The organism is Citrobacter sp. CK191 (assembly GCF_030333435.1).
GTDB lineage: Bacteria > Pseudomonadota > Gammaproteobacteria > Enterobacterales > Enterobacteriaceae > Citrobacter_B > Citrobacter_B koseri.
Genome location: NZ_JAOWFX010000031.1, coordinates 383,785 through 405,740, shown reverse-complemented (window position 1 = coordinate 405,740; position 21,956 = coordinate 383,785). Strand labels below are relative to the sequence as shown.

Below are 21,956 nucleotides of genomic sequence, written 5' to 3'. Positions count from 1 at the left end.
CTTAATGTCCTTGTGCGGTAATCAACCGGCGTTTGGTCAACTGGTCGTAAATCATGACGGTCAGCAGCCCCTCCGCGATCGCAATGGGGATCTGCGTCAGGCAGAAAATCCCCATAAATTTAATCACTGAACCCATTGCCCCAGCCTGCGGGTCCGGGAACGCCACCCCAAGCTGCACCGACGTCACGAAGTACGTCACCAGATCCGCCAGCATGGCGCAAAGAAAGACGCCGACATCGCGGCGCAGCCCGGCGCGGCAGGCCATTTGCCATACCAGATACCCGACAACGGGGCCGATAACCGCCATCGACATCCCGTTCGCACCCAGCGTGGTCAGGCCGCCATGCGCCAGCAGCAGCGCCTGAAACAGCAGCACAATCGCCCCGAGGATCGCCACAACGCCTGGGCCAAATAAAATCACCGCAAGCCCTACCCCTGTCGGGTGCGAGCAACTACCTGTAACAGAAGGAATTTTCAGCGCCGACAGCACGAAGATAAACGCCCCGCACAATGCCAGCAGCACCTTCTGGTTGTTATCTTCCTGCACGATACGGCGCAGGCGCACCAGTCCGTACCACAGGCACGGTAAAAACAGCACCCACCAGGCCAGCGCCCACATCGGCGGCAGGAATCCCTCCATGATATGCATGGCGAACGCCTGTTCCGGGACAACCATCAGCAATAACGCCGCAGCTAACCCGCTGAAAGACAGCTGTTTTAGCTGTTGTTCAAGTTTCATTCTGCATACTCCCACTGTTTGTTGACCAGAATGGTCGAAAAATAGGGCAGCGGCTGCTCGTCGCTGACCTCATTCAGGTGACGCCAGCACTGCTCACCGGGCAGCGTGGCTTCCGCCATCATCAGGGCGCACTCCAGCAAACCTTCCTGTTGCAGCAATGCTTTAATACGCGCGAAGCGACCGTAGACTTTCATCAGTACCAGACTGTCATGCTGTCTTAACGCCTGCTGAATTGTTTCTTCCGCCGCGGTGCAGGAGATCACCGCCAGCGATTGTTGTTCCATCGCCAGCGGCGTTTTCGCGCGGGCGGCAATGGCGGCAAACGAGGTGACGCCAGGAACGATTTCCAGCCACGCCGGGTTGCCGATCCGCTGGAGTAAAAAGACCCAGGTGCTGAACAGCATGGCATCGCCGAGGGTGATAAATCCCACCTGTTTACCCGCCTCCACTTCCTGAACCAGCGCTGCGGCTACCTCATTCCAGACGGCTTCTTTTTCCGCGCTGTCGGCGCTCATTGGAAAGTGGCAGCAGCGGACTTCCGTCTGCTCACCCAGATATTCACGCACAATAGAGAGCGCCAGACTGTCGCCGCCTTTGCGCCCTGCCGGAGCGTAAAGGATATCGAGCGAGCCAAGTATTCGCGCCGCGCGCACGGTGATCAGATCGGCTGCGCCCGGCCCGGTGCTTAACGCATACAGCTTTCCACTCATGCCGCTTCCTCCATGGCCGTATTCAGCGCCTGTTGCAGATGCGCCACGAACATGGCGCGTACCGCCGGATTCTCCCCCAGACCGCTCAGCCACGGCGTCGCCGGGATGCCTGCGGCGTTGAACTGCGTTTTCCAGGAGTCCTCTTCATCGGAAGCCATATCGTTAATGGCATGATCGCCGGCGACAAGCATCAGCGGCATCAGATGCACCGCCGTTACGCCTTCCTGACGTAAGCTCTCGATGAGAATATCCACCTCCGGGTAACTCTCAACCGCTCCCACACGCGCCGGAAAACGCTGCGCCGTCATCATATGGTCCAGACACGCATAGGCCGCAAACGCGTGGTGGCTGGCGCCGTGCCCCATAAACACCACTTTCTCCGTCGCGCCAAGCGTTGGCATCTGCTGCTGTAAAGCCTGCATCAGCTGCGCGTAATCGGCATGGCTACTCAACAGCGGCACGCCGAGCGTAAGACGGGTAAATAACGGGCGCAGAGTCTGAACTTCACGCACAATTTTTTCGTATTCGTCGCCGTTAATAATGTGCAGGGACTGAATCGCCACATCCTGATACCCCTGTTCAGCAAGCTTCTGCAATGCCTGAAGCGGCGTATCGATTTCAATGCCGTCACGCTGTTTGAGCTTGCGGATAATCATCCCGGAGGTGAACGCGCGAAACAGATCGCGATCCGGGCAGCTGGCTGCCAGATCGCGTTCGCAGGCCACAATGTTCTTCTCACAGGTGTCGTGATAGCTGGTGCCAAAACTCACCACCAGAAGCGCTTTTTTCATCTCTTACTCCTTAAGCAGCGGCCAGCCAGCGCGCCAAACGCTGCGCAAATGCGGCCTGACTTTCCAGTAACTCATCACCCGTTACAAGCGTTGCCGGGCGGGTAATCACGATGCAGGGGATACCGGCATCCAGACAGGGTTGAACTTTTTCCTGATAACCGCCCTCCGCCCCCGATGCTTTTGTCACCACAACATCGGCCTGGCACTGACGATAAAACGCCGCGTTAAATTCAGCGCTGAACGGCCCGCACAGGGCGAAAATCTCACCAACGCCAAATCCCAGGTCGGCACATTGCTGAATGACCTCAGGAACAGGTAAGACGCGGGCCAGCAGTTTTTTGTGCGGCAACCCGGCTCGCCAGGTCGCCAGATCTTTACTTCCGGTCGTTAACAGAACGCGTTCGCCAAAGCGCTGCGCCACATCGCAGGCCTCAGCAATCGTGTGGACATGGTGCAACAGCGGGTGCGTAAGCTCGCTGAGCTGTTCCGGGCGCTGATAGCGGCTCAGCAACACCCCCGCGCGTTCACAGGCGTGCATAATGTTGCGGCTGACGACCTCGGCATACGGGTGCGACGCATCAATGACCCAACGCGTGCGGTGCGCTTTCAGCCAGGCCACCATCTCCTCTGGCTCCAGGCGCCCGCAGCGGATCTGACCTTTAATGTCGCCAGCCAGCTGCTTTCCTGTCGGCGTGGCAACCGACAGGGTGTATGCCACCTTTGCCGCATCCAGTTGCTGACACAGCATCCGGGCATCGCTGGTGCCGCCCATAACCAGCACGTCGCCGTAACTCACAGTACGTAACCTCGCGGCGTGATCATCAGACCATCCTGTACGTAAGTGGCTTTGTTGCCGACAATCACCAGGCTGGTCATATCGACAGGCTCAAAATCCATATCGCCGAGCGTGGTCAGCCATTTTTCCTGCTTTTTACGCCCGGCCGACTTCACCACGCCAACCGGCGTTTGCGCGTTTTTGCTGGCGGACAGCAGTTCAAAAGCACGCGCCAGATGACCTTCACGGCCACGGCTGCGCGGGTTATAGAAACAGATCACGAAGTCTGCTTCTCCGGCGGCGATAATCCGTTTTTCGATGACCGGCCACGGCGTCAGGAGATCGCTCAGGCTGATATGACAGAAATCGTGCATCAACGGCGCGCCCAGCAGGGAGGCCGCCGCGATACTGGCGGTCATGCCGGGGATCAGCCGCACTTCAACGTCCAGCTTCTGTTTGCTGACCAGTTCCAGCACCAGCCCCGCCATGCCATAAATCCCCGCATCGCCGCTGCTGATCAGCGCCACATTGTGTCCGGCCTGCGCCAGTTCAATCGCCGCCTGACAGCGTTCGATCTCTTTGCACATTCCGGTTTTGATCACCTGCTTGTCGCCGGTAAAGGCTTTTACCAGATGGGTGTACGTTTTATAGCCAACGACAATTTCCGCCGCCTGTAAGGCTTCTACGGCTTCCATCGTCATCATTGCCTGCGAGCCAGGGCCAATTCCAATTACGCTTAACATCAGTGTGAAACTCCCAAAGTAATAGTGACGCCCTGTTCGCGCAGGGTTTCGCCAGACAGTTTTCCGTGACTTAACAGCCAGGCCGCCGGGCCGGATACGCTGCCCACACCGACGGTTTGCCGCACAAATCTGGAGGCCGGGAAGCGATGTTCATGCTCACGCAACGCGTCAGCGGTAAAGGTTTCAAAGGGAACGCGACAGCAGGAGGCAAGCTGGATTAATCCTTGCTCATCTTTTTTGAGCGAGACGCTGCCAATCGCTTTCAACGCCAGCGGATCAAATTTCTGCGCCTCCAGCTGTCGCGCCAGCAGCGCTGCCAGCAGCGGGAACGGCGTGTCGCGGCGACAGCCGATTCCGGCGACCACTCGCTGCGGCACCAGCTTCCAGTGTCGGACGGGTATTTCTGGCAATTCATTGCGCAAAGTGATGCAAATCAGCGCATCAAGCTCAGGAAGTTGGTGCAGGTCGGTCACGGTGATGAACCCGCGTCGATCGCAGTGACTGACATCGTCTGCCAGTTCCTCATCCCACCACAGCCCGACGCGCTGGTGGCTGACCAGCATCTGGTTGACGATTTTTACCGCCGAGCGGAAATCGGTCATCCGGGCATTGAGCTGAAATGCCAGCGTATCAAGCGCCGCCATATCGTTAACGTCAGTCGCCGTCGTGATAACCGGATCGGCGCCGAGCATGCCCGCCAGATAGCGGGTCAGCGCATTGGCGCCCCCCGCATGACCAGAGAGCAGGCTGATCACATGCTGGCCCCGTTCGTCGATCACCACCACCGCCGGGTCGCTGAATTTGTCGTTTACCAGCGGCGCCAGCACGCGTACCGCGATGCCGGTCGCACCGATAAAAATCAGCGCCGAATAGTTAGCAAACGCATCGCGGGCCGATTGTGCAAATCCGCCTTCGAAGGGCATAAACCCGTCTTCCAGCAGTTTCTCACTGGTAAAGCAGGTTAACGGCAGCATCGCCGCCAGCCGCTTCGCAAGCTGTACGCCGCCGGGCGTCAGACAAAACAGGGCTATAGATTCAGGCTTTACGGTATTCATGGCTAAAGTCCGCCGCATAGAGTTTTGAGTAGTGATACTCATCCCCCAGGAAATTCCCGACCAGAATGAGCGCCGTTTTACGGATACCCGCCTCACGTACTTTGTCGCCGATATCCGCCAGCGTGCCGCGCACGGTCTGGCTTTCCGGCCAGGTCGCTTTGTAGATAACCGCCACCGGCGTGGTGGTCGGATAGCCGCCTTCAATCAGCCGCTCGGCGACCCGGTGAATACGCTGCACGGAGAGATAAATCGCCATTGACGTCTGGTGGCTGGCGAAGGACTCCAGTTGTTCACGTTCCGGCACCGGAGTACGCCCTTCCAGACGGGTAATGATGAGGCTTTGCGAAACTTCCGGGACGGTATACTCCACCCCCAGTTCCGCAGCAGCGCCGAGAAACGCGCTGACGCCCGGCACCACCTGCCAGTCGATGCCGCGCCGGGTAAGTTCTTCGCCCTGCTCACGCACGGAGCCGTACAGCGACACATCGCCCGTTTGCAGGCGTACGACCGTTTTTCCGGCCTTCACGCCCGCTTCCATCAGGTCAAGAATTTGCTCCAGATGCAGTTCTGCGCTGTCGTGGCACTCAGCGCCTGACGGGCAATAGTCCAGCAGTTCAGTATTAATCAGCGATCCGGCATAAATAACGACCTGCGCCTGTTGCAACAGGCGATAACCTTTCAGCGTGATCAGTTCACGATCGCCCGGACCTGCGCCGACAAACCATACACAGCGGGGATCAAATGTCTCAGACATGGTTCTCTTCCTTCTGACAGGCGATAACAAAAACAGGATTATTCGGTTTGAAATAGTGGCCATTGCCGAGGGGAGTGAGTGACGACACCTGCACTTGCAGGCAATCCACCTCATGGATGCCAATCTGTGTCAGATATTCCAGCGCAGTATTCAGGTTTTCCTGAAGGATAAAGGTCATCACCAGACGGCCGCCGGGATGCAATTGCCGCATAGCCCAGTCAATCAGCGTCGTCAGATGGCCGCCGCTCCCGCCCATAAACACCGCATCCGCTTTTTCAGTCATCGTCATCGGCGCTTCACCCGGCAGAATGTCGATATTGCCGCAGGCAAAATGCTGGCGGTTTTCATCCAGCAACCGCAGGGCTGCCGGGTTACGTTCAATCGCCGTAACGTGCAGCGAAGGGTGCTGTAACGCCGCCTCTATCGACACACTCCCGGTTCCGGCGCCTACGTCAATCAGATGGCTGGCACGGTGCAAATCAAGTTTTGACAGCGCGAGCGCGCGAACCGCTTCTTTGGTCATCGGCACGTTCTCGCCACGTAGAAAAAGCTCATCTTTCATCAAGGATCACCACTGCGTTCATGTCATAGTCGGCATTGACTTCACTGACGCGCAGCCAGTGAATCCGCTCGTTTTCCATTGCCAGGTTTTCGCCTATCACCATCCAGCGATGACCCTTGTCGCGCGCCATTAACTGCGTCGCAATTTCTCGCGGCCCGCAGCGGGCATCCGTCACCATCGCGACCTTGCGATGACGCGCCAGCTCATCAAAACAGACGCTACGACCGTGGCTGCTGGTCAGCCACATATCGTTCATATCGATACCCGATTGCGCGCACAGATATTGCACTGCGCTGATACCGGGAATAATGCGCACCCGCTCAATGCCAAAATGGGCCACCATGCGCGTCCCGATGCCGTAAAACAGCGGATCGCCGGACGCCAGCACCACGATGCGTTTGTCCTGCTGCCCGGCAATCCAGTTGAGCAATTCCGCAATATTGGCGCCCAGAACAAACTGTTCGCCGGTGAACGCAGGAAACTGCAATAAATGACGCTTTCCCCCCACCAGCACATCGGCATCCGCCACGGCCTCGCGTGCCGCTGGCGTCATCAAATGCAGCCCTGCCGGCCCCATGCCCACCACCGTTAGCATTGCATCTCCTCCACAATCTCTTCGATCGGGCGATTGCTACCGAGGATCTGGTTATCAAAAGAGAACATGATGGCGTCGCAGGTAGGTGGCGTTTTCGTGAAGCGCAGCATCTGCATCACGCGCATACAGATGCGTTGCGCAAGATGGTTGTAAATATGTTGAAAACCGTATGCTTCAATGTGTTCCATTGCCGCTTCGGTGGTGTCGCAGTCGCTGACCCGAGTCAGTAACTCAAGCGGCGCGCCAAGCAGCGCCAGATGCGCCACCAGGGTTTCCATGCGGGCATCTGCGATGTGGCTGTGAGTGTGGAAAATCCCCGCGGCTATTTTAATCAACTTACCGGGATGGCCGATCAACACGATATGGCGGTATCCCAGACGTACCGCTTCTTCAATCATGTAGCCGACAAAATTGCTCATGGTGACGACAACCTGCGTGTCGATACCCATCTGTTCGCGCACAAAGCGCTCGCCGTGGTTTCCCGGCACCAGCACAACGCGTTCCAGACCGGCGGCGCGTTTGATTTCCAGCTCCAGCGACAGCGAGCGTTTCCAGCTCTCCTCCGACATCGGAGTGACAATGCCGGTGGTTCCAATGATCGAAATACCGCCCAGAATACCGAGGCGCGCGTTATAGGTTTTCTGCGCCCGTTCTTCCCCCTCCGGGGCAAAAATTTCAATATCCGCTCCCCGCGCCGGGCCTATCGCTTCGCGTACTACAGACTCAATGGTATGGCGCGGAGTACGATTAATCGCCGCGCTGCCCACCGGCAGTCCAATTCCCTTACGCGTCACGGTTCCCACGCCTTCTCCGCCCTGCAACGTAATCTCGCCGCTATCGTTCAGCGTTACGCGGGCAAAAATCAGCATTCCGTGCGTGGCATCGACATCATCGCCGCCGTCCTTACGGATCGCGGCAATCGCCTGCCGCCCTTCGATGTGCGGCGACTCGACGTTCAGGCACAATGTCACCCCGGACGGCGTAACGATGGAAACCTGATGAATCAGATGCTGGCGTAACACCATCAACGCGGCGACCTTTGCCGCAGCGGTTGCGCACGATCCGGTGGTATACCCTTTTCGCAACGCTTTGCCGTTGTGCCAGACAGGCGCGTCGAAGGATTGATCGCTCATCGCGCCCCCTGCAAGTAATAGAGCATGGCGTTTACGATCGCGGCGGCGACGTTGCTTCCTCCTTTACGCCCCAGCGCCGCGATAGCTGGCAACGCGCTTTTCGTCAGCGCATTTTTAGACTCCGCCGCCCCGACGAACCCGACCGGTACGCCTACCACGCCGCTCACGGCAACATCATGCTCAAGCAACCGGAACAGCGCCGTCGGCGCATTGCCGAACACAAACACCTTTTCACTCTCTTCCGTCACGGCGATATCCACCGCCGCCATTGATCGGGTAATCCCCTGCGCTTTTGCTTCCGCCACAACTCGCGGATCGCTGATATAGCAACGGCATTCACCGCCAAACGTCGCCAGCAATGTTTTATTGATGCCGGAAAGCGCCATTGTGGTATCGGTATAGATAATGGATGGGCGACTCAGCGCCGCGCAGAGTCGCTCCAGCGCGTCATCGGAAAACCAGAGAATATCCAGCCAGTCAAAGTCGGCGGTGGTGTGAATCACCCGCTTGATGATCGCTTCGTGAAGCGGGCTGGCAAACTGATACTCCGGGCGTGTCTCGCGAATGATCTCGCCAATGATGTCGAAACTTTTGGCCTCAATCGCCTGGGGCTGCTGAATATATTGCATCGTCTGTTATCCTCAGGCTGCGCCAACCAGCAGGCACCGTACGGCGATAAACAGCGCCAGTGCCAGGGTCGAGGCTACCCACATCAATCGAATCGTTCGGGAAATGTCATCTACTGAAATGCCGCGCTGCGCGTCGCCTATCCAGGGTTTTTCAACACGCTCGCCAAAGTAGTCATTCGGGCCGCCAAGACGAATACCCAGCGCACCGGCAACAGAGGCTTCTGACCACGCGCAGTTAGGACTGCTGTGGTTGTAGCGATCCCGCCAGCCGATATGCAGGGCGCGATAGCCGTCGTAACGACACAACGTCGCGGCAATGCTCAGCAGCAGCCAGCTCAGACGCGCCGGGATAACGTTCGCAATATCATCCAGACGGGCGCTGACCATACCAATGGCGCGATATTTTTCGTGTTTATAGCCAACCATTGAATCGAGGGTATTTACGGCTTTGTACGCCATTGCCAGCGGCGCGCCGCCCAAAAAGAGGAAAAAAAGCGGGGCGATGATGCCGTCTACGGTGTTCTCAGCGACCGTTTCCACCACGGCACGATTAACCTGTTCAGGCTGTAACTGTGAGGTATCCCGTCCGACAATCCATGACAGCTTCTCGCGGCTTTCAGCTAAATCGCCCGCCCGCAGCGGGCGTTCAACATCGCGGGCAGCATTCGCAAGACAGCGGCCAGCCAGAACGGTAAAAATCATCCAGATCTCTACCAACCAGCCAAACCAGGGATGGATCGCGCTCGCCAGCGCCAGCACGCCCCAGGAAACCGCCCACGTCACGCCGACCACCACCAGCCACATCACCGCTCCGCCAATGCGCAGCGATCTGTCGCTATGGCAGTAACGCCGCACAACACGTTGAGTTGCTGAAATTAAATTGCCAATCCAGCGTACCGGATGCGGCCAGTTCTGCGGATCGCCAATAACGAAATCAAGAAGCCAGGCGATACACCACGCAAGCACGGTCATAGCGCCCCCCTTCCTGCCGCCAGCCAGTGGTTCAGCATTGCAGGGCGTTGTGCGAAATGAACGTGAAGGTAGCTTGCGAAGGTATTCCCCACCTGCCAGCCGCCAGACCATTCCTGCAATGTCTTACCATCGCGGACTTTACGGCACGCCATCACCGCCGGGTTTTCCGGGAGAAAATCAGAATAGTGGAACTCATGTCCACGCAGCACTTCGCCTGCCGCCGCCAGCAGCGTTTGCTCTCTGGCCTGCGCTTCGCAGTAGCCGAAGCGGGTCAACCGTTTCCCCATTTTGCTGTGCCCCGGAATCACATCCACCATCCGGTGAATCTCTCCACTGGCGTCCTCCAGGGTACTGCCGAGGTACATCAGCCCGCCGCACTCTGCATAAATCGCCACGCCGCGCTGATGGGCGGCGCGCATTTGCGCCAGCATTGGGGTGTTCGCCGCCAGCGCGGCGGCGTGTAGCTCGGGGTATCCGCCTCCCAGCCAGATCATCTGGCATTCCGGCAGCGTGCTGTCATGCAGTGGACTGAAACGCGTCATCGTTACGCCAGTACGTTCCAGCAGTTTGATGTTATCGGGATAGTAAAAGTTAAACGCTTCGTCATCCGCGATGGCAACGGTAAGTCCTTTCCCCGCCTGCGGGTCGGGTAACGCTGGCCACTCGCCAGCAGGCAGCGCGGTTAGCTGACTCAGGGAAAGAAGCGCATCAATGTCCAGCGTTCGTTCAAGCGTATCGGCAAAATCCTGCCACGGCTGTTGATTAACGACGGACTCACGCGCGGTAATCAGCCCCAGATGACGCTCCGGCAACGCCACGCCTTCCACTCCGGGAACATAGCCAAGCACCGGTAGCGAACAATAGCGTTCAATCGCCGTTTTCAGGAGTTGGTAGTGAGTTTCGCTATTAACGCGATTAACAATCACGCCAGCGATATTGAGGTCAGGATCAAAGTGCTGAAATCCCATTACCGTTGCGGCAATGGAGGTAGAAACGGCTTTACCGTCCACCAGTAAAATCACGGGGCAGCCCAGCTGTTTCGCCATCGCCGCCGTACTACAGTAGTTCGGATCGGTGCCATAGCCGTCATAGAGTCCCATCACGCCTTCGATCACCGCGACATCCGCCTGCTGCATGTGTTCACAAAACAGCGCGTTAAGCACGGGCTCCGGGAGCATAAAGCTGTCGAGGTTACGGGACGCACTGCCGCATACTGCCGTATGCCAGCCGGTATCGAGATAATCAGGGCCGACTTTGCATGGCTGAACACGCATTCCACGTCTTTTCAGCAGACTCAGCAGACCAAGCGTGACGGTGGTTTTACCACAGCCACTTCCGGTCCCTGCGAGAATAAATGCGTGAAGCTTTGCCGCCATACCCTGATCCTGTTCAGGGTGGTAGAGGTATTGTTTAGCTGCGTATTACCCCAGTCTTTCGACTGTACGCTACTGAGCAACCCACTTCCCACCGAAGTTGTTGGTAAATACCGACAGGCAGGTCTTCTGGCTTAGCTTCCTCCTCGCCCGTCCTTCCCAATCTTGCGATCAGTGGTCTTACGGGGTCGTCAGCATCACAGCAGCGGGGGCTGCGGGGGATTCTCACCCCCTTCCCTGACACAAATGTGCCAAACCTGTCGGCTGATGTTATGAGCATCACTTTCTCGCTCATAACGACAATTAAATTTTAATTACCTGTTACGCGCCATTATGCCAACGCAATGGTGTAATGACGCCTGTTTTGAATGAAACACTGCGCAAAAGAATAATGAAACCTATTCATAATGACACTGTATCTCATCACAAAAATAAAAACTGGCTCAGTTTATCCTTCAGATAACATTATTTTGTTGCGCTATGACAATTTATTGCTCTGCTATAGTTTTTTTCATTTTATAATGACTGACATACAATACGATATCAAAAATCGGCAATAGCAAAATATTGCTATTTATGCAGACTCGGCGGACGAATTATCATTTATTTGCTGACGGAAAGCCTGCGGCGTGATCTGATAGGTCTGACGGAACACTTTGCAAAAATAACTGGTTTGAGAAAAGCCTAAATTACGTGCAATGCTGGCGATACTCCAGTCACTGTGACAAAGCAGCTCTCTGGCGCTGGCCATGCGCTGTTGGTTTACCCAGGCATTAAAACCGATTCCCTGATATTTCTTGAATAACTTACTAAAGTAGTACGGGCTGAGGTAGACGTGAGAAGCGACATCCTCAAGGCGAAGATCGTCCGATAAATGCGCATCAATGTAGCGTAACGCTTTCTTCATTTTGCTGTCGTGGGGATTGGGCCCACGTTGCGAACGAGTAGGTTCCGCTTGCGGCGGATTGTCTTTGATAACAACAAAATTAAGTTGTTTTTTAAGGCAATTTTCCACAATCAGCTTCAGCAGATCCGCAGAGGCTATCACCCGCGCGTAGTCCATTTCGGGGACGTTTCGGAACTCATTCAACAGTTCAGGATCGGCCTGCCAGCGATCATCGACATTAAGAATATCAACCAGTCCGACATCATCGCTTAAACGTACCTGACCGCATAACACAAACCCCACCAGATGACCGGCAATCACCAAAGGAATGGAGAAATCGGTTAGCCCGGCATGGCAACGATAAATACAGGGCTGATCTGATTTTGACGCTTCCAGTCCCCCGCAGCGATCGCTCATACGGCAACGAATACTGTGTTGAGGATGTTGACGCATTAGCTGACAAAAAGGCGTGAAATTGAATAACTCAGAAATTTCATCACCGTGAATATTGACAACCACGACCGCCAGACTGGTGGCTTGTGCAAAATCCTGTGCGATTTTATTAATGAGTTCTGAGTTCAGGGCACTCGCAGAAATCATGATAAAACCCCTCAGTTAATTTATTGTTGCAAATGGAACATTTATTTCACATTTACCTTTCATCATCACCATACTGTATTAGTGATAAAAAAGTATAAGGGACAATAACAAAAGTCTCCCATCCGTGGGAGACGTTTTGACCAGTTCGTGAAACCAGATCACGAAATGATTTTACGTGTTTCAAAAATACATACGTCCCGTCGTGTTAACGTCCATTTTCCTCCAGCTTACAGGCATTGCACGGTAAATTTTTACCAATCAGGTAACGATAAACCGCAGCTCCGGCGCAAGCTCCGACAATCGGCGCAATAATCGGCACAATAAAATAAGGAATATCGCGCCCCCCGGTCATGGCAATGTCTCCCCAACCGGCAAACCACGCGAATAATTTTGGACCAAAATCACGCGCCGGATTCATCGCAAACCCCGTAAGCGGCCCGGTAGACGCCCCGATAACGGCAACCAAAATACCGATAAGCAAAGGCGCCAGCGGCCCTTTAGGAACCCCATTGCCATCATCGGTCAGCGCCATGATCATCCCCATCAGAATCGAGGTAATGACCACTTCGACCAGCGCCGCCTGCCATACGCTCAGCGCGGCTGCCGGGTAGGTACTGAAAATACTGGCAAGTTGCAGACTCTCCACGCTGCCGCGCACCATATGGTTCGCCGCTTCAAACTCGGTAAATAAGCTACCGTAGAGCAGATAGGCCAACAGCGCGCCGCCGAACGCTCCGGCAACCTGAGCGATGGAATAAGGCAAGACCTTTCGCCCTGGGAAACAGGCAAACAACCACAGCGCAATGGTAATCGCCGGGTTCAGGTGCGCGCCCGATATCCCGGCCGTGAGATAAACGGCAAGCGAGATCCCAAGCCCCCAAATGATGCAGATCTCCCATAGCCCCAGACTCGCACCCGCAACCTTTAATGCACTCAGGCAACCGATACCAAAGAACAAAAACAGCCCGGTGCCCAAAAACTCGGCAATACATTGTGCTTTTAGTGAATCGTTCATTGTGACACCTTCTAAGCAGAGTTCGTGTCTTTACCAGCACAACGCCGTACTGGCAGTAGAGTACAACGAGCATCACTATAAAAAGCGGCACCTGTAAATTGTTGGCAATCTGCCGTTAACCTGCCCCGAAAAATCGTGTTGCTATAGCAAAATATTGCTCTCTGTTTATTCTCCAGGGCAATAATGGAGCGTACTCTAACGAATAAAATGCCAGATTAGGAATAATAAAAAATTGCGATCACCAGATATTCGTTTTCAAACAAATATCACAATTCCATTTTTCGCGTAGCAAAAGTTATTTATTTTGTCATCCTGCAAAATGTAAAAATGGAATAGCGAAAACGAAATAATCATATCAAAAACAACACATCCAACCTTTAAATTCAACTAGTTATAAAAAATCACAGCAATTTAGTGCTATTGACCACCCATTATTTTTTCATTCTCTTTTTCAAGTCAGCCATTCTTTTTCCTCGCTTCTTTTTATAGTCATCAACATCGGGACAACCCAGGCGAGGTCTTTATGCAACAAGAAGCATTAGGAATGGTAGAAACCAAAGGCTTAACCGCAGCCATAGAGGCCGCAGACGCAATGGTGAAGTCAGCCAATGTGATGTTAGTCGGCTACGAAAAAATTGGCTCCGGGCTGGTAACGGTCATCGTTCGCGGTGACGTTGGCGCAGTAAAAGCGGCAACCGATGCGGGCGCCGCTGCCGCACGCAACGTGGGAGAAGTGAAAGCCGTACACGTTATTCCACGCCCTCATACCGATGTAGAAAAAATCTTACCGAAGGGAATTAGCCAATGAGCAGCAATGAACTGGTGGAACAGATCATGGCGCAGGTGATTGCCCGTGTGGCAACGCCAGAACAAACGGCCATTCCTGAAGAAACCCACCCAATACGAGAGACGGCTATGGCAGAGAAAAGTTGCAGTTTAACGGAATTTGTCGGCACCGCGATTGGCGACACCGTCGGTCTGGTGATCGCAAATGTGGACAGTGCCTTACTGGAAGCGATGAAGCTGGAAAAGCGCTACCGCTCCATCGGAATCCTTGGCGCGCGAACTGGCGCAGGCCCACACATTATGGCCGCCGATGAAGCAGTAAAAGCGACCAATACCGAAGTGGTCAGCATTGAGCTTCCCCGCGATACCAAAGGCGGCGCAGGCCACGGTTCGCTGATTATTTTAGGCGGCAATGATGTTTCGGACGTGAAGCGCGGCATTGAAGTTGCGCTGAAAGAACTCGACCGGACGTTCGGCGACGTATACGCCAATGAAGCCGGACATATCGAGCTGCAATACACCGCCCGCGCCAGCTATGCGCTTGAAAAAGCCTTTGGCGCGCCAATTGGCCGCGCCTGCGGCGTGATTGTCGGCGCCCCCGCCTCCGTTGGCGTACTGATGGCGGATACCGCGCTGAAATCCGCCAATGTTGAGGTCGTGGCTTACAGCTCTCCGGCACACGGCACCAGCTTCAGTAACGAAGCCATTCTGGTGATTTCCGGGGATTCCGGTGCGGTACGTCAGGCGGTTATTTCAGCCCGTGAAATCGGCAAAACCGTTCTGTCGACCCTCGGCGCGACGCCGAAAAACGATCGTCCGTCCTACATCTGATATCCGTGAGGCTGATTCATGAGATCGAAAAGATTTGAAGCACTGGCGAAACGCCCTGTGAATCAGGACGGCTTCGTTAAGGAGTGGATCGAAGAAGGCTTCATTGCGATGGAAAGCCCGAACGACCCCAAACCGTCGATTAAAATCGTTAACGGCGCGGTCACCGAGCTGGACGGCAAAGCCGCCAGCGAATTTGACCTGATCGACCACTTTATCGCCCGTTACGGTATTAACCTGGCGCGCGCGGAAGAAGTGATGGCGATGGACTCGGTCAAACTCGCCAATATGCTGTGCGATCCAAACGTCAAACGCAGCGACATCGTTCCGCTCACCACGGCGATGACGCCAGCAAAAATCGTTGAAGTCGTCTCACACATGAACGTGGTAGAGATGATGATGGCGATGCAAAAAATGCGCGCCCGCCGCACGCCTTCTCAGCAGGCGCATGTCACCAACGTGAAAGACAACCCGGTTCAGATTGCCGCCGATGCCGCAGAAGGCGCGTGGCGTGGGTTTGATGAGCAAGAGACAACGGTTGCGGTTGCGCGCTACGCCCCGTTCAATGCTATCGCTCTGCTGGTGGGTTCCCAGGTCGGTCGCCCAGGCGTATTAACGCAGTGTTCACTGGAAGAAGCCACCGAACTGAAGCTCGGTATGCTGGGCCACACCTGCTACGCCGAAACCATTTCCGTCTATGGTACTGAACCGGTCTTTACTGATGGCGACGATACCCCCTGGTCAAAAGGCTTCCTCGCCTCTTCCTATGCCTCTCGCGGCCTGAAAATGCGCTTTACCTCGGGGTCGGGTTCCGAAGTACAGATGGGCTATGCTGAAGGCAAATCAATGCTCTATCTGGAAGCCCGCTGTATCTATATCACCAAAGCCGCAGGCGTTCAGGGTCTACAGAACGGTTCTGTCAGCTGCATCGGCGTTCCTTCCGCCGTACCGTCAGGCATTCGCGCCGTACTGGCGGAAAACCTGATCTGCTCCGCGCTGGATCTGGAATGCGCCTCCAGTAACGACCAGACCTTCACCCACTCCGATATGCGTCGTACCGCGCGTCTGCTGATGCAGTTCCTGCCGGGTACTGACTTCATCTCCTCGGGTTATTCCGCCGTACCGAACTACGACAACATGTTTGCCGGTTCAAACGAAGATGCGGAGGACTTCGACGACTACAACGTTATCCAGCGTGACCTGAAAGTGGACGGTGGTCTGCGTCCGGTTCGCGAAGAAGACGTTATCGCCATCCGTAATAAAGCCGCGCGCGCGCTGCAAGCCGTGTTTGCCGGAATGGGGCTGCCGCCGATTACCGATGAAGAGGTTGAAGCCGCAACCTACGCTCACGGCTCGAAAGATATGCCTGAACGTAACATCGTCGAAGACATCAAGTTCGCGCAAGAGATCATCAACAAAAACCGTAACGGTCTGGAAGTGGTGAAAGCCCTTGCAAAAGGCGGTTTCACCGACGTCGCGCAAGACATGCTCAACATCCAGAAAGCCAAGTTAACCGGAGACTATCTGCATACCTCCGCCATTATCGTCGGCGACGGGCAGGTGCTCTCTGCGGTGAATGACGTCAACGATTATGCCGGTCCGGCAACAGGTTATCGCCTGCAAGGCGAACGCTGGGAAGAGATTAAAAACATCCCTGGCGCACTCGATCCCAACGAACTTGGCTAAGGGGTGAAAAATGGAAATTAATGAAAAGCTGCTGCGCCAGATAATCGAAGACGTGCTGTCCGAAATGCAAACCAGCGATAAGCCCGTCTCCTTTCGCGCACCGACAGCATCAACTTCGCCGCAAACCACAGCGCCGCAAGGCGACGGTTTTCTGACGGAAATTGGCGAGGCCAGACAAGGTACGCAGCAGGATGAAGTGATCATTGCCGTGGGCCCGGCATTTGGCCTGTCGCAGACCGTGAATATCGTCGGCTTGCCGCACAAAAATATCCTGCGTGAAGTGATCGCCGGTATTGAAGAAGAAGGCATTAAAGCCCGCGTGATCCGCTGCTTTAAATCCTCTGATGTGGCGTTCGTCGCCGTTGAAGGCAACCGCCTCAGTGGCTCCGGCATTTCAATCGGTATTCAGTCAAAAGGCACTACCGTTATTCATCAGCAAGGGCTGCCGCCGCTCTCCAATCTGGAGTTATTCCCTCAGGCGCCGCTGCTGACGCTGGAAACGTATCGTCAGATTGGCAAGAACGCCGCGCGCTATGCGAAGCGTGAGTCACCACAACCGGTTCCGACCTTAAATGACCAAATGGCGCGCCCGAAGTACCAGGCGAAATCCGCCATTCTGCACATTAAAGAGACGAAGTATGTCGTGACGGGCAAAAACCCGCAGGAACTGCGCGTGGCGCTTTAACAAAGGATACCTCCATGAATACCGACGCAATTGAATCGATGGTTCGGGACGTGTTGAGCCGCATGAACAGCTTGCAGGGCAACGCACCTGCTCCGGCCGCAGCAAGCGCATCAACGCATACCGCAAAAGTGACGGATTATCCGCTGGCGAATAAACATCCAGAATGGGTAAAAACCGCCACCAATAAAACGCTGGATGAATTCACGCTGGAAAACGTCCTCAGCGACAAAGTGACCGCACAGGATATGCGCATCACGCCGGATACGCTGCGCATTCAGGCGGCTATCGCCAGAGATGCCGGACGTGACCGCCTGGCGATGAACTTTGAGCGCGCAGCGGAACTGACCGCCGTACCGGACGATCGAATCCTTGAAATTTACAACGCCCTGCGTCCATACCGCTCGACGAAAGAAGAGCTGATGGCTATCGCAGACGATCTGGAAAATCGCTATCAGGCGAAGATTTGCGCAGCTTTCGTGCGTGAAGCGGCAACGTTATACGTCGAGCGTAAAAAACTCAAAGGTGACGATTAATTTTAGGGAAATACGATGCGATACATAGCTGGCATTGATATTGGCAACTCATCAACAGAAGTCGCGCTGGCGCGGCTGGATGAGGCCGGCGCGCTGACCATTACCGGCAGCGCGCTGGCGGAAACCACCGGAATTAAAGGCACATTACGAAATGTGTTTGGTATTCAGGAGGCGCTTACGCTTGCGGCAAAAAACGCAGGCATCAATGTCAGCGATATTTCGCTTATCCGCATCAACGAAGCCACACCGGTCATTGGCGATGTCGCGATGGAAACCATCACGGAAACCATCATTACCGAGTCCACAATGATCGGCCACAACCCTAAAACCCCAGGCGGGGTCGGTCTGGGTGTGGGAGTGACCATTACGCCGCAAGAGTTATTAACCCGCCCGGCGGATACGCCTTATATCCTGGTCGTGTCATCGGTGTTCGACTTCGCCGATGTCGCCACCATAATTAACGCCTCCGTACGCGCCGGATATCAACTCACCGGCGTCATTTTGCAGCAAGACGACGGCGTCCTGGTCAGCAACCGCCTGGAACAGCCTTTACCGATCGTCGATGAAGTGCTCTATATCGACCGGATTCCGCTGGGCATGCTGGCCGCAATTGAGGTTGCCGTACCAGGGAAAGTGATTGAAACGCTCTCTAACCCTTACGGTATTGCCACGGTTTTCGGCCTTAATGCCGAAGAAACTAAAAATATCGTCCCTATGGCGCGCGCGCTGATTGGCAATCGCTCCGCCGTCGTCGTGAAAACGCCGTCAGGGGATGTCAAAGCACGCGCCATTCCCGCCGGGAATCTGGAACTGCTTTCTCAGGGACGCACGCTCCGTGTAGATGTTGCCGCCGGTGCTGAAGCCATCATGAAAGCGGTGGGCGAATGCCGCAAGCTGGACAACGTGACCGGCGAAGCAGGCACCAATATTGGCGGCATGCTGGAACATGTACGCCAGACCATGGCGGAACTGACCAATAAGCCCAGCAACGAGATCTTCATTCAGGATTTGCTGGCTGTCGATACTTCCGTTCCGGTGAGCGTTACCGGCGGGCTGGCAGGCGAATTTTCTCTGGAGCAGGCCGTGGGCATCGCCTCAATGGTGAAATCCGACCGTCTGCAAATGGCGATGATCGCCCGCGAAATCAAACAAAAGCTGAGTGTTGACGTTCAGGTTGGCGGTGCTGAGGCTGAAGCGGCGATTTTAGGCGCGTTGACGACTCCCGGCACCACGCGTCCGCTGGCGATTCTCGATTTGGGCGCAGGTTCGACAGATGCCTCCATCATCAATCCCAAAGGGGAGATCATTGCCACCCACCTCGCAGGGGCTGGCGATATGGTCACGATGATTATTGCCCGTGAGCTGGGTCTGGATGACCGCTATCTGGCAGAAGAGATTAAAAAGTATCCACTCGCGAAGGTGGAAAGCCTTTTTCATCTGCGTCACGAAGATGGCAGCGTCCAGTTTTTCCCCACCCCGCTGCCGCCAGCCGTATTTGCCCGCGTATGTGTGGTGAAACCCGATGAACTGGTTCCATTACCCGGCGATTTAGCGCTGGAAAAAGTACGCGCCATTCGCCGCAGCGCCAAAGAGCGGGTTTTCGTCACTAACGCCCTGCGCGCGCTGCGCCAGGTCAGCCCGACCGGCAACATTCGTGACATTCCTTTTGTCGTGCTGGTTGGCGGATCGTCTCTGGATTTCGAGATCCCGCAACTCGTCACCGATGCGCTGGCGCACTATCGCCTGGTGGCCGGTCGCGGAAACATTCGCGGCACAGAAGGCCCGAGAAATGCAGTCGCAACCGGGCTGATTCTCTCCTGGCATAAGGAGTTCGCGCATGGACAGTAACGCCAGTACCCCGGCTATCGTTATTTCGACCATCAATGACGGTATCGCGGTCTGGAAAGAGGTGCTTCTCGGTATTGAAGAAGAAGGCATCCCCTTTGTTATCCAGACGCAGACTGACGGTGACGTGACCCATTGTGCCTGGCAGGCGGCGCGTCGGTCTCCGCTACTCGTCGGCATAGCCTGCGACAAAGAAAAGCTGGTTGTGCATTACAAGAATTTACCCGCATCAGCGCCGCTTTTTACGCTGATGTATCACCAGGACAGCCATGCCCGGCGAAGTGCTGGTAACAACGCGGCAAGGTTAGTCAAAGGGATCCCCTTTCGGGATCTGAATACCTAAGCAACAGGAGAATCGCAGTATGAACAACGCACTGGGACTGGTTGAAACAAAAGGGTTAGTCGGCGCTATCGAAGCCGCTGACGCCATGGTGAAGTCCGCCAACGTGCAACTGGTGGGCTATGAAAAAATCGGCTCCGGCCTGGTCACCGTTATGGTTCGCGGTGATGTTGGCGCGGTTAAAGCGGCAGTCGATGCGGGAAGCGCCGCAGCAAGCGCCGTGGGCGAGGTGAAATCTTGCCACGTCATTCCACGTCCGCACAGCGACGTTGAGGCCATTTTACCCAAGTCAGCCTAAACGGCCGCAACCAAGGAGCACAGCGTGAAGCAATCACTGGGATTACTTGAAGTTAGTGGTCTGGCATTAGCCATCAGTTGCGCGGATGTCATGGCGAAAGCCGCTTCCATCACGCTGGTGGGGCTTGAGAGAACCAACGGTTCTGGCTGGACGGTGATCAAAATCACCGGTGATGTGGCCTCCGTGCAGTCCGCCATCATCACCGGTGCCAGTTTTGCCGATCAACAACAGGGGCTGATCGCCCATAAAGTTATCGCCAGGCCTGGGGAGGGGATTCTTTCCCGCGCGACGGTTATTCCGCCCGCGCCCATGCCAGCCCCGGAACCTGAAACAGAACCTGAATCTGAACCTGACGTCGTGGTTGTAGAAGAGTCAGTACCGGAAGCAGAACCCGAAGCCGGAATGGTCAGTTGCAATCTCTGTCTTGACCCTGCCTGTAAGCGGCAAAAAGGCGAGCCCCGGTCACTCTGCCTGCATTCAGGTAAGTGAGGTAAAGCGTAATGGATAAACAGCTTCTGGAAACAACCGTCAGCAAAGTGCTGGATGAAATGCGTGAGCGCCCTATTCCTCTGGGTGTTTCCAACCGTCATATCCATCTTAGCGCTGAAGACTATGCCCGGCTTTTCCCTGGTCAGCCAATCAGCGAGAAAAAAGCGCTGCTCCAGCCTGGGCAATATGCGGCCGACCAGACCGTCACGCTTATTGGCCCTAAAGGTCAGCTAAAGAATGTGCGCCTGCTCGGCCCCCTTCGCCGTACCAGCCAGGTTGAGATTTCCCGCACCGATGCCAGAACATTGGGCATCGCTGCGCCGCTGCGCATGTCGGGAGACCTTAAAGGAACGCCAGGCATTCGTCTTGTCAGCCCCTTCGCCGAGCTGGATCTCGCATCCGGCGTGATTGTCGCCCAACGCCACATTCATATGTCGCCGCTTGATGCGTTGATATTTCGCGTTGCGCATGGCGACAAAGTTTCTGTCGCTATTGAAGGCAATGCGCGCAGGCTAATTTTCGACAACGTCGCGATTCGCGTCTCTGCGGATATGCGTCTTGAAATGCACATCGACACAGACGAAGCCAATGCCGCAGGCGCCGACAGCCCGGACGCGTTTGCCACTCTGGTTACACCGCGATGAACGGCGAGATGTTGCAGCGCATTATTGAGGAGGTCATCTCCCGCTTGCAGCGTCGGGCGGAAAGCACGGCCACGCTCAGTATTTCGCAACTGCGGGAGGCCGATTCCCGCGCGCTGTTTTGTCAGTATGCGGCGCTGCATATTGTGCAGGCGGATCTGCCTTCGCTGACGTATATCGCAGAGCAGGATGCTGACGACCCTGTAGCGAAGAAAGTCCATGACGCACTGGCATCAGGTATTCGTCTACAGATATCCCTGCACCATCGCCTGTTGCCGTCGCTGCCGGTGAAAAAGCTGGCGCGTCTGCCCATCAGGCTGGTCGATGAACGAGGGCAAACAATCTGCCTGCATCCGACCACTCTTTTGAGTTACGCCGACGTCGCCCTACTCGCGGGGCAATTACTGGTGCTGCGTCGTCGCTGTGTCGTCACCGCTCTGGCCCGTGAAGCCGCCAGCGCGCGTAATATTCAACTTATTAAGCAGGAGTGAAC

The 21,956-nt window shown here is 55.5% G+C and carries 26 protein-coding genes and 1 riboswitch; of the genes, 11 read left to right on the top strand and 15 right to left on the bottom strand.

Features of this window, described 5'->3' with window-relative positions; translation table 11 throughout:
• Position 1: 1 nt before the first annotated feature.
• The 15 genes from cbiM to pduF all read right to left on the bottom strand — a co-directional run bounded on the left by cbiM (position 2) and on the right by pduF (position 13,332).
• On the bottom strand, positions 2–739 hold the full coding sequence (gene cbiM, locus OGV82_RS13480; protein ID WP_012131788.1) for a cobalt ECF transporter S component CbiM: 738 nt from the start codon (positions 737–739) through the stop codon (positions 2–4).
• On the bottom strand, positions 736–1,449 hold the full coding sequence (locus OGV82_RS13475) for a cobalt-factor II C(20)-methyltransferase (protein ID WP_012131787.1): 714 nt from the start codon (positions 1,447–1,449) through the stop codon (positions 736–738). The genes cbiM and OGV82_RS13475 overlap by 4 nt, the downstream gene beginning before the upstream one ends.
• Complete coding sequence (gene cbiK / locus OGV82_RS13470) at positions 1,446–2,240, bottom strand: sirohydrochlorin cobaltochelatase (RefSeq protein ID WP_047462750.1); 795 nt, start codon at positions 2,238–2,240, stop codon at positions 1,446–1,448. The genes OGV82_RS13475 and cbiK overlap by 4 nt, the downstream gene beginning before the upstream one ends.
• A 10-nt stretch (positions 2,241–2,250) precedes the next feature.
• Positions 2,251–3,036 (bottom strand): cobalt-precorrin-6A reductase, encoded by a 786-nt coding sequence (locus OGV82_RS13465; RefSeq protein WP_012131785.1) that lies wholly within the window; start codon positions 3,034–3,036, stop codon positions 2,251–2,253.
• A complete protein-coding gene (locus OGV82_RS13460; RefSeq protein ID WP_012131784.1) occupies positions 3,033–3,758 on the bottom strand; it encodes a precorrin-3B C(17)-methyltransferase in 726 nt (241 codons plus the stop codon). The genes OGV82_RS13465 and OGV82_RS13460 overlap by 4 nt, the downstream gene beginning before the upstream one ends.
• A complete protein-coding gene (gene cbiG, locus OGV82_RS13455; RefSeq protein WP_047462746.1) occupies positions 3,758–4,813 on the bottom strand; it encodes a cobalt-precorrin 5A hydrolase in 1,056 nt (351 codons plus the stop codon). The genes OGV82_RS13460 and cbiG overlap by 1 nt, the downstream gene beginning before the upstream one ends.
• Entirely contained in the window at positions 4,794–5,567 is a 774-nt protein-coding gene (locus OGV82_RS13450; protein WP_047462743.1) for a cobalt-precorrin-4 methyltransferase, read from the bottom strand. Before OGV82_RS13450 ends, cbiG begins: the two co-directional genes overlap by 20 nt.
• A complete protein-coding gene (locus OGV82_RS13445) occupies positions 5,560–6,129 on the bottom strand; it encodes a decarboxylating cobalt-precorrin-6B (C(15))-methyltransferase (protein ID WP_047462740.1) in 570 nt (189 codons plus the stop codon). The genes OGV82_RS13450 and OGV82_RS13445 overlap by 8 nt, the downstream gene beginning before the upstream one ends.
• The gene (locus OGV82_RS13440; protein ID WP_047462737.1) at positions 6,119–6,724 is read right to left on the bottom strand and encodes a cobalt-precorrin-7 (C(5))-methyltransferase; all 606 of its coding nucleotides are present in this window, start codon (positions 6,722–6,724) and stop codon (positions 6,119–6,121) included. Before OGV82_RS13440 ends, OGV82_RS13445 begins: the two co-directional genes overlap by 11 nt.
• A complete protein-coding gene (cbiD, locus tag OGV82_RS13435; RefSeq protein WP_012131779.1) occupies positions 6,718–7,857 on the bottom strand; it encodes a cobalt-precorrin-5B (C(1))-methyltransferase CbiD in 1,140 nt (379 codons plus the stop codon). The genes OGV82_RS13440 and cbiD overlap by 7 nt, the downstream gene beginning before the upstream one ends.
• Entirely contained in the window at positions 7,854–8,486 is a 633-nt protein-coding gene (locus OGV82_RS13430) for a cobalt-precorrin-8 methylmutase (protein WP_047462734.1), read from the bottom strand. Before OGV82_RS13430 ends, cbiD begins: the two co-directional genes overlap by 4 nt.
• A gap of 12 nt (positions 8,487–8,498) precedes the next feature.
• Positions 8,499–9,458, bottom strand: a complete 960-nt coding sequence (gene cbiB, locus OGV82_RS13425) for an adenosylcobinamide-phosphate synthase CbiB (protein WP_047462732.1) — start codon at positions 9,456–9,458, stop codon at positions 8,499–8,501.
• Positions 9,455–10,834 carry a cobyrinic acid a,c-diamide synthase CobB gene (locus OGV82_RS13420; protein ID WP_047462731.1) on the bottom strand — a complete coding sequence of 460 codons (1,380 nt, stop codon included), beginning with the start codon at positions 10,832–10,834 and terminating at the stop codon, positions 9,455–9,457. The genes cbiB and OGV82_RS13420 overlap by 4 nt, the downstream gene beginning before the upstream one ends.
• A gap of 99 nt (positions 10,835–10,933) precedes the next feature.
• Positions 10,934–11,107: riboswitch (cobalamin riboswitch) on the bottom strand.
• Between the two features lie 298 nt (positions 11,108–11,405).
• On the bottom strand, positions 11,406–12,317 hold the full coding sequence (pocR, locus tag OGV82_RS13415; protein WP_047462728.1) for a transcriptional regulator PocR: 912 nt from the start codon (positions 12,315–12,317) through the stop codon (positions 11,406–11,408).
• 205 nt (positions 12,318–12,522) lie between these two features.
• Positions 12,523–13,332, bottom strand: coding sequence for a propanediol diffusion facilitator PduF (gene pduF, locus OGV82_RS13410; RefSeq protein WP_047462725.1), 810 nt, complete (start codon positions 13,330–13,332; stop codon positions 12,523–12,525).
• Positions 13,333–13,855: 523 nt separating this feature from the next.
• On the opposite strand from pduF, the gene pduA reads away from it, so the two are divergent.
• The 11 genes from pduA to pduM are packed head-to-tail and all read left to right on the top strand — an operon-like array spanning position 13,856 to position 21,954.
• Positions 13,856–14,140, top strand: coding sequence for a propanediol utilization microcompartment protein PduA (gene pduA / locus OGV82_RS13405; RefSeq protein ID WP_001183618.1), 285 nt, complete (start codon positions 13,856–13,858; stop codon positions 14,138–14,140).
• Positions 14,137–14,949 (top strand): propanediol utilization microcompartment protein PduB, encoded by an 813-nt coding sequence (gene pduB, locus OGV82_RS13400; RefSeq protein ID WP_012131771.1) that lies wholly within the window; start codon positions 14,137–14,139, stop codon positions 14,947–14,949. Before pduA ends, pduB begins: the two co-directional genes overlap by 4 nt.
• 18 nt (positions 14,950–14,967) lie before the next feature.
• On the top strand, positions 14,968–16,632 hold the full coding sequence (pduC, locus tag OGV82_RS13395; RefSeq protein ID WP_047462720.1) for a propanediol dehydratase large subunit PduC: 1,665 nt from the start codon (positions 14,968–14,970) through the stop codon (positions 16,630–16,632).
• A gap of 10 nt (positions 16,633–16,642) precedes the next feature.
• Positions 16,643–17,317, top strand: coding sequence for a propanediol dehydratase medium subunit PduD (gene pduD / locus OGV82_RS13390; protein ID WP_047462718.1), 675 nt, complete (start codon positions 16,643–16,645; stop codon positions 17,315–17,317).
• A gap of 14 nt (positions 17,318–17,331) precedes the next feature.
• Complete coding sequence (pduE, locus tag OGV82_RS13385; RefSeq protein ID WP_012131768.1) at positions 17,332–17,850, top strand: propanediol dehydratase small subunit PduE; 519 nt, start codon at positions 17,332–17,334, stop codon at positions 17,848–17,850.
• Between the two features lie 15 nt (positions 17,851–17,865).
• The gene (locus OGV82_RS13380; RefSeq protein WP_047462712.1) at positions 17,866–19,698 is read left to right on the top strand and encodes a diol dehydratase reactivase subunit alpha; all 1,833 of its coding nucleotides are present in this window, start codon (positions 17,866–17,868) and stop codon (positions 19,696–19,698) included.
• A complete protein-coding gene (locus OGV82_RS13375) occupies positions 19,688–20,038 on the top strand; it encodes a glycerol dehydratase reactivase beta/small subunit family protein (RefSeq protein WP_047462708.1) in 351 nt (116 codons plus the stop codon). The genes OGV82_RS13380 and OGV82_RS13375 overlap by 11 nt, the downstream gene beginning before the upstream one ends.
• Before the next feature lie 19 nt (positions 20,039–20,057).
• Entirely contained in the window at positions 20,058–20,333 is a 276-nt protein-coding gene (gene pduJ / locus OGV82_RS13370) for a propanediol utilization microcompartment protein PduJ (protein WP_004853788.1), read from the top strand.
• A gap of 24 nt (positions 20,334–20,357) precedes the next feature.
• Positions 20,358–20,822, top strand: coding sequence for a BMC domain-containing protein (locus OGV82_RS13365; protein WP_047462701.1), 465 nt, complete (start codon positions 20,358–20,360; stop codon positions 20,820–20,822).
• 11 nt (positions 20,823–20,833) lie between these two features.
• Positions 20,834–21,466: a phosphate propanoyltransferase gene (locus tag OGV82_RS13360; RefSeq protein WP_012131764.1), complete on the top strand. Its 633-nt coding sequence runs from the start codon at positions 20,834–20,836 to the stop codon at positions 21,464–21,466.
• Positions 21,463–21,954 (top strand): microcompartment protein PduM, encoded by a 492-nt coding sequence (pduM, locus tag OGV82_RS13355; RefSeq protein ID WP_047462698.1) that lies wholly within the window; start codon positions 21,463–21,465, stop codon positions 21,952–21,954. Before OGV82_RS13360 ends, pduM begins: the two co-directional genes overlap by 4 nt.
• The last annotated feature ends 2 nt before the right edge of the window (positions 21,955–21,956 follow it).